This is a genomic window from Paenibacillus alginolyticus DSM 5050 = NBRC 15375 (assembly GCF_000422905.1).
GTDB lineage: Bacteria > Bacillota > Bacilli > Paenibacillales > NBRC-103111 > Paenibacillus_E > Paenibacillus_E alginolyticus.
Genome location: NZ_AUGY01000177.1, coordinates 1 through 7662, shown reverse-complemented (window position 1 = coordinate 7662; position 7662 = coordinate 1). Strand labels below are relative to the sequence as shown.

Below are 7662 nucleotides of genomic sequence, written 5' to 3'. Positions count from 1 at the left end.
ACACATATTGAGTCCGTTTGTTCCTTGATTTATAAGGGTTTTAACTGAGTGGTCAGGGGAGTTGGGGACGTATTGGGGACGCGGGATTTCGCGTCCCCATTTTAATTGTGATTAGAGGGAGCCGGATACATTTCCATTCGCTGAAGGTCGATAATCGTGTTGCCGCCTTTTAGGATATCCAGACCGATGAGGCCATTAATGTAATTAATATCTTCATGAAAAACACCAAAATCAATAGGAATGTTTTCCATGGTTAAATCGCCTATTTGAATTTGATCAATACGTTTTTGAAAAGAGTATTCGACTCCGCCGATCCCAAAACTCCGCAAAAGTTTATCGCCGTTTTCAAATTTAATGCCAATCTCGGAGACGATATCAGAGGATAACAGGGAATGAGCCGCGCCAGTATCAATCACTAAATTGTCGATTGTTAAGGATCGCCCTTTGTAACAAATTGTCATGGATGCTTGGAGTAATTCGTCGATTAATTCAATCTGCATTTACCGGCTCCTGTAGAAAGGGTTTTTTCTGAGTTCTATAGCTATTTTTTCTTGGCCGGTATGATAGACGATATTGTTGTTTTTACACTTCAACAGTTCTTTAGTTGCTTCGTCAGAGTCTTGAATCGCTCGTACTAAAGCAACCTCATCAACGAACTGAATGTTATCTTCGGTATGAGAATCAAGAATTTCAAGCAAGACGTATTGATCTGGATAAATAGTACGAACTTCTTGCCATTGCATCGTTATCACTCCCTTTAAAGTGTTTTGAACATCGACAATAAGGGTGAGCATTGTTTCGCGCTGTTATTACATAGACTCGCTCTCTACCAAAACCTTGGGTACTTATAATTATATCGTATACTGAAAATAGAAGATACTGTGATGGTCAACGAAAATCGAATCAATCATCTTCTTCTTTACCTGCTAAAATCGACTCAAACTTATCAGCGACGGACTATCTCAATCGAACCCGTAGATAAGTTTCCTTTTCTGAAGCCTTGGCGGGCTCAGTCTTTAGAAAGAGAATCTATGAAATTCACAATATGAAGTGGTTTAATTTGATCAATTCTCAAATGACCAGACGCTGGTAAAATTCTGTTTTTCAAGTTAGATTGATAAGTCAACAACAAGTCTCCACGTATTTTCCTTTTTTCCACGTTTTTCTATACTCGCCATGTAATTACCTCCTGATTTAGAACTGCTCTGTATTCCTTAATTGAGTCTTATAATCAGAAAGGCTTGTGAGCGACACGAGTCTTTCTGATTCCAAACTTTTTAACGTAAGCTATTAAGCTCCTGCTGTTGGAACCAAGCCTCCAAGGTGGTTCTTCTGAACAAAATTTTAGTTCCTACAAGAAGGGAATTATTTCAACTACAAATTAACCAATATGATTTTCGATTAATCACCAATATATTCAAGTAAATTGCAAATAATAATCAAATATATTCAATAAATATCAAAATAAAAGAAGTTAATTTGAATTTTAATGAATATTATTGACATTAAATGAAATTTTGATTATTATCATTTTAGTAAGTCGTATCGATACAATCATTACTTATCGCATCAGAATGATCATTCACCACCTCATCCATCCGCATGGAAAGGAGCTGTATGAAGGCATTATGGACATAATGCAAGCGCTATCAAAGAAATAGCGGCGAGATAGAGATAGAGATAGAGTTAGAGAATCCAACTTTCAAGGAGAATAACAATGAAATTTGCAACAAGACTTAATTCTTTTAAAAACAAATCCATCGTTGAGACGATTGATCAAATCGCATCCGTGCAAGGGTTGACACACGTTGATTTGAACTATCCGGAGCATTTTCAAAACAATTCCGTTGAGGAAATTAAGGATGCTCTGAAGCGAAATAACATCAAGCTTAACGGCATTGCGCCAAGATTCAGAAGTCAATTCATTAACGGTGAGCTTGGAAATTCGGACCCGGTAATTGCCCGCAAAGCGATTGACCTATGCAAAGAGTCAATAGATATCTGCAGAGAACTGGGCGGAAGCAATATAACCATATGGCTTGGTTATGACGGTTTTGATTATGCGTTTCAATTGAACTATGCCAAGGTTTGGAAACAAGTTGTGAAGGCCATACAGGAAATTTGCGAGTACGGGCACGACATTCAAGTTAGTATCGAGTACAAACCGTTCCAGCCTCGCGCTTACTCTTTAATTTCAAGCTATGGAGACACGTTATTAATGATAAACGATGCCAAATGCTCCAATCTTGGGGCAACCTTGGATTTCTGCCATATGCTGATGAAAGCGGAAAACCCTTCTTTCGGGTTAAGCTTGGTAGCAGAAAAAAATAAACTCTTTGGCGTTCATCTCAACGACGGCAACAAGCTTAATGATGATGGACTTATCGTAGGCTCGGTCAATTTTGCGCAATCATTAGAATTTATTTATTACATTAAAAAATACAGCTATGATGCAGTCGTTTATTTTGATACTTTTCCAGAAAGAGAAGATCCGCTTGCTGAATTGAAAACCAATATTGCCATGTATACGAAGTTAAATGATCTAGTCGATGGCATTGGAATGGACAAGATTCAATCCATTATTGATCAAAATAACGCCATCGCTGCTCAAGAAATCATGTTAGGCTGCTTGAAGTAACAAATCCGCTTTATAAATTAAAATCATGGGGGAAAGAAAAATGAAGAAAAAGAATTTGCTGAAATCAGCGTCCTGTGCAATTGCATTGTCCATGTTTATTATTGGTTGTTCTGCTCCATCCAAAACTCAAGATGGTGGAGGCCAGCAAAGCAGCGGGGCGCCGGTGCAAGCATTTAATCCGGATGAAGTAAAAGACGGTATTGATTTCACTATGATGAGAAGCCAATTCGGTGCGGTGCCTAAACCAAATGGCGAAGTTAAGCTAGGCGGAGTCTCAAAGGCATTTGAAAACGAATACTGGCGTACGTTGAAAGAAGGCATGGAAATCGGCGCAAAGAAGATGCAGGATAAAGGATTTAAAGTTTCGATAGATGTTAAAGCCGCTCAAGGCGAAGGCGATGAGCAGGGACAGCTTTCCATTGTCAAAGATATGGTGAATAAAAAATATGCTGCCTTGCTGTTATCCCCAATTTCGGACGGTAATCTTGTGCCCGGGGTTGAAGATGCTAAAAAGGCTAATATTCCTGTGATCAACGTAAATGATGGACTCATAGAAACCGCACCGAACTATGTGGGACCCAAAGCGATCCAAAACGGAGAGCTGGCTGCAGAGTGGATTGCCAATAAGATTAATAAAGAAGGAAATGTAGCCGTTATCATCGGTATGCCGAAAGCGTTTGCAGCGCGTCAAAGAACGGCTGGATTCGAAAACTGGATGAAGCAAAACGCGCCGAACGTCAAAATCGCAGAGAAACAAAATGCAGATTGGGACAGAGCGAAGGCAAAAGATTTGGCATCAACTTGGATCAAGAAGCATCCTGATCTGAAAGCGATTTTTGCGAACAATGATACGATGGCTCTTGGTGCGGTTGAAGCGGTAAAAGCATCCGGCAAGAAAATACTGGTAGTAGGTGTTGACGGTATAGGGGAAGCATATGAGTCCATTAAGAAAGGCGAGCTATCTGCTACGATTGACTCATTTCCTAAGTACAAAGGACAGATCGCTGTAGAAGCGGCTACTCGGATTATTGGCGGACAAAAGCTGCCTCGCGTTATTTGGACTCCGCAAGCTTTGATTGACAGCTCTAATGTCAATACTCCCGCTGAGCAAATTATCAAGTGGCAAGAGCCCGAATTTAAATAATAAACAGGATTAATCATACGGAGTAGCCCGGATAGGATCGCTTTCCGGCTGCTCCTTAAATTAAGAGGGTGATGAAGTGGCTTCAACGGCTATGATAAGATTTAGAGAAATATCAAAGACATTTCCTGGTCACAAGGCGCTTGATAATATCAATTTTGAAATTCATAAAGGCGAGGTTCATGCGCTCATGGGCGAGAACGGAGCTGGTAAATCGACATTGTTGAACATTCTGCACGGCATATATAATGAATATGAAGGTCAAGTTATGATTAACGGACAACCAATTAAATTTAAAAATGCGCAGGATGCTTTAAAAATGGGAATTTTTAAAGTGCATCAAGAAGTTAGTTTGATTCCGGATTTAACTGTCGGTCAGAATATTGCGCTTGGATATGAACCGAGAAAAGGCCCTTTTATCGATTTTAAATCGCTTCATGCCAAGGTGGAGCTCATTTTGAAGAGAATGCGATGCAAGTTTAGAAGCACAGATCTGGTAAGCTCCCTAAGCACCGGAGAAATGCAAATGCTCTCCATTGCTAAAGCTCTATTTAATAATTCCCAAATCATATCTTTTGACGAGCCCACGGCAGCGTTGACTGACAATGAAGTGAACGCTTTGTTTGAAATTATACATGAGCTAAAAGCAAACGGTTTGACCATCATTTATATTTCTCATCGTTTGGACGAGGTATTCAAAATCTCAGATCGCATAACCGTATTAAGAGATGGCGTATATAAAGCTACTTTTGTTACGAATGAAATTTCAAGAGAGCTGCTGATACGAAGTATGGTTGGTCGTGAAGTGGGAGCTTTCGCCGAACGAAAAAAATTCGGTCTTGCTTCCGAAGAGGTTGTTCTAGAAGTGAAAAATCTCACGCGTGATCATGTATTCCATGACGTCAGTTTCAAATTAAAAAAAGGTGAAATTCTCGGATTCGCCGGATTGGTAGGTTCTAAACGTACGGATGTCGTAAGGACAGTGTTTGGTGCAGATCGCAAAACGTCAGGGGATATTTTTGTGAAAGGAAAAAAGGCGGCGATCCATTCCCCTAAACATGGATTGAAGTATGGAATCGGACTGATCCCGGAAAACCGAAAAACGCAAGGATTTGTTCGAGTTTTAACCAATGAGGATAATATGGGCTTGGCTTCGATGAAGAAGTTTTCGCGATGGGGTTTTCTTGACTTTAAGAAAAAACTGGACAATTGCCTTCATTTTACGAAAGAGATGAACTTGAATCCTAAAGACCCTCACTATATGACACATAACCTAAGTGGAGGAAATCAACAAAAGGTCATATTGGGCAAATGGTTATCCACCGATGTCGATATTTTGATTTTTGATGAGCCAACCAAAGGGGTAGACGTTGGAGCCAAGGCGGAGATTTACAGACTGATGGAAGATCTCGTGGAGGCAGGGAAATCAATCATTATTGTTTCGTCGGAGCTGCCGGAGGTTATCGGTATGAGTGACAGGATTTTGGTTATGCATGAAGGAAAGCTTGTTAAAGAACTCGGAAGAGACGAATTGAGCGAAGAAAGAGTGCTTCACTTCGCAATGGGAGGATCAGAGCAAACATCATGGGCAAAATAAATAAAATGACCCAAAAAATGGGGAGAGAATTAGGCTTAGTCGCAGCGCTTATTATTATGATAGCTATATTTGGATTGATGAATCCAATTTATCTAAGTCCCGACAATCTACTGGATATCGTTGACCAAAGCACCATTAACGGATTGCTTGCCTTAGGAATTACATTTGTTATTATTACAGGTGGAATTGATCTGTCGATCGGCTCTATTATGGCCATTGTTATTGTAAGTGTAGGGTTATTATTAACCAAATATGGTATGTCTCCTGTTTTATCTATTGTCCTTGGTCTGGTTATCGGGGCTTTAATCGGCGCGATGAACGGCTTGTTGGTTACCAAAATTAAATTGCAGCCTTTTATCGCCACGCTTGCTACAATGAGCGCTTTTCGGGGAGTGGCTTATATTATTACGAAAGGATGGCCTGTCCTGGGAGTTCCTGTTTCCTTTAGAGCCATGATGGACGGGGATATTATGGGTTTTTTCCCGATAGCTATCTTAATCTTAATCGCATTTGCCTTAATTGGACATATTTTGCTCAAAAACATGCGATTTGGAACGTTTGTTTATGCGATTGGCGGAAATGAAGAAGCGACCAAGCTGTCCGGCGTAAATGTTGATTTCAATAAAACATTGACTTATGCTATTTGCGGTATAGGAGCAGCACTTGCAGGTATGGTGATGTTAGCCAGATTAGGTACTGGGGAACCAACGGCCGGACAAGGGTATGAGTTGAATGCGATTGCTGCGGCAGCGATTGGAGGAACCAGCCTAGCCGGAGGTAAAGGAAGTATGGTGGGAACACTGCTAGGCGTCTTGCTGTTGTCAGCCTTGAAAACAGGGTTGGTTGTCGTGGGTGTCGATGCATTTTGGCAATATATTGCGACAGGTGCGATCATTGCGGTTGCCGCTTATTTTGAAATCATTCAAGGCAAGTTTGGTAGTATTAAAAGCAAGTTTTCCAATAAAAAGGCAAAAATGCTAACGCCTTGATAGGAGATTAGTACAGTGAAAGAAAATATCATTACAGTTATTGGAAGTCTGAATTTTGATATCATATTTAAACAAAAAAGACTTGCCGAGCAGGGTGAAACTTTGACCGCGGACAGCATGACGACTGCGGGCGGAGGCAAAGGGGCCAATCAGGCCGTCCAGTGCGCTAAACTGGGAGCGCAAACATATCTTGTTGGCGCTGTGGGAAGCGACGCTTTCGGCGGATATCTCATGAAAGAGCTGCAGCTGTATGGCGTTCATACGGATTATGTGCAAACCGTAGAAGGAAACACTGGAATAGGTGTGGTTAATGCTTTAGAAGATGGAACCTTGGTTGCCACCATCAGCACTGGTGCTAACTATTCACTAAATAAGAGCCGAATTGATGAGCTCGAGCCGCTTCTTAAGCGCAGTAAAGTAGTCATTTTACAACTTGAAATTCCGATTGATGTAGCAGAATATGCCATAGAGAAAGCCAGTCAAAATGATTGCTACATCATATTAAATGCTGCTCCAGCAGCCCCTATTTCTCATGAGGTGCTATCGAAGGTTAACTGTTTGGTCGTTAACGAACCCGAAGCCACATATTATTGTGGAGCCGCGATTAGCGATTTGTCATCAGCTCAGCAGCATTGTGAGAAACTATTTGAAAAAATCAAAGATTTGCTAATTATCACCTTGGGTAAAGGCGGAAGTCTTATTTACAATGGCGATGAAAAAATGCATGTCAAAGCGATTGAAGTCAAGGCAAAGGAAACTACGGGAGCCGGGGATTCCTATATAGGTGCCTTTGCTTACATGCTTCTGGAAGGCCATGGCATCAAAGAAGCGGCTCTGTTCGCGTCAAGGGCAGCCGGACTCACAGTTACCAAAATTGGCGGACAGCCGGCTATGCCGACGAAAGCGGAGATAGAACAAGTTTAGGATGTATACGTTTCTCCATAAATTGTTTTATAATAAAAATAATTTGATTATCCAGTTAGCTCAGGAATGTCTTTAAATACGAACTAATGTTTGGTATAATGAAATCAAACATATGTTCGGGAGTGATTTTTATGGCAAAGCAAGAATCGATGAATCTTATTCAATTTCAAAAGAAGTTTCAAACCGAGGAAGCTTGCCATCAGCATTTGTTCAAGATGAAGTGGCCTGAGGGATATCACTGTCCAAAATGTCAGCACCAGAAGGCTTACGAAATTAAGACTCGTAATTTACCTCTTTACGAGTGTACGAATTGCCAACACCAAACAACCGTGATCACCGGAACGATTTTCGAAAAGACAAGAACGGATTTGGT

9 protein-coding genes are annotated in these 7662 nt (G+C 40.8%); 6 read left to right on the top strand and 3 right to left on the bottom strand.

Annotated elements, in window-relative coordinates; all coding sequences use genetic code 11:
- Positions 1-101: 101 nt before the first annotated feature.
- The 3 genes from G519_RS0137195 to G519_RS49645 all read right to left on the bottom strand — a co-directional run bounded on the left by G519_RS0137195 (position 102) and on the right by G519_RS49645 (position 1159).
- Positions 102-500 (bottom strand): retropepsin-like aspartic protease, encoded by a 399-nt coding sequence (locus G519_RS0137195; RefSeq protein WP_029198869.1) that lies wholly within the window; start codon positions 498-500, stop codon positions 102-104.
- Positions 501-743, bottom strand: coding sequence for a hypothetical protein (locus G519_RS0137190; protein WP_036635365.1), 243 nt, complete (start codon positions 741-743; stop codon positions 501-503). It abuts the gene before it with no gap.
- A 266-nt stretch (positions 744-1009) separates the two neighbouring features.
- Complete coding sequence (locus G519_RS49645) at positions 1010-1159, bottom strand: tyrosine-type recombinase/integrase (RefSeq protein WP_084160527.1); 150 nt, start codon at positions 1157-1159, stop codon at positions 1010-1012.
- 558 nt (positions 1160-1717) lie between these two features.
- Between G519_RS49645 and G519_RS0137180 the strand changes: the two genes are divergently transcribed.
- The 6 genes from G519_RS0137180 to G519_RS46525 all read left to right on the top strand — a co-directional run.
- Positions 1718-2638, top strand: coding sequence for a sugar phosphate isomerase/epimerase family protein (locus G519_RS0137180; RefSeq protein WP_029198867.1), 921 nt, complete (start codon positions 1718-1720; stop codon positions 2636-2638).
- 40 nt (positions 2639-2678) lie between these two features.
- Positions 2679-3782: a sugar ABC transporter substrate-binding protein gene (locus G519_RS0137175; RefSeq protein ID WP_029198866.1), complete on the top strand. Its 1104-nt coding sequence runs from the start codon at positions 2679-2681 to the stop codon at positions 3780-3782.
- A gap of 76 nt (positions 3783-3858) precedes the next feature.
- A complete protein-coding gene (locus tag G519_RS0137170; RefSeq protein ID WP_244280352.1) occupies positions 3859-5376 on the top strand; it encodes a sugar ABC transporter ATP-binding protein in 1518 nt (505 codons plus the stop codon).
- The gene (locus tag G519_RS0137165) at positions 5364-6365 is read left to right on the top strand and encodes an ABC transporter permease (protein WP_029198864.1); all 1002 of its coding nucleotides are present in this window, start codon (positions 5364-5366) and stop codon (positions 6363-6365) included. The genes G519_RS0137170 and G519_RS0137165 overlap by 13 nt, the downstream gene beginning before the upstream one ends.
- Before the next feature lie 15 nt (positions 6366-6380).
- The gene (locus tag G519_RS0137160; protein ID WP_029198863.1) at positions 6381-7289 is read left to right on the top strand and encodes a ribokinase; all 909 of its coding nucleotides are present in this window, start codon (positions 6381-6383) and stop codon (positions 7287-7289) included.
- A gap of 131 nt (positions 7290-7420) precedes the next feature.
- A partial coding sequence (locus tag G519_RS46525) for a transposase (protein WP_036635363.1) occupies positions 7421-7662 on the top strand: 242 nt, incomplete at its 3' end.

Coding starts and splice junctions, on each gene's coding strand:
- G519_RS0137195 (WP_029198869.1), bottom strand. CDS start 500: ATGCAGATTGAATTAATCGACGAATTACTCCAAGCATCCATGACAATT.
- G519_RS0137190 (WP_036635365.1), bottom strand. CDS start 743: ATGCAATGGCAAGAAGTTCGTACTATTTATCCAGATCAATACGTCTTG.
- G519_RS0137180 (WP_029198867.1), top strand. CDS start 1,718: ATGAAATTTGCAACAAGACTTAATTCTTTTAAAAACAAATCCATCGTT.
- G519_RS0137175 (WP_029198866.1), top strand. CDS start 2,679: ATGAAGAAAAAGAATTTGCTGAAATCAGCGTCCTGTGCAATTGCATTG.
- G519_RS0137165 (WP_029198864.1), top strand. CDS start 5,364: ATGGGCAAAATAAATAAAATGACCCAAAAAATGGGGAGAGAATTAGGC.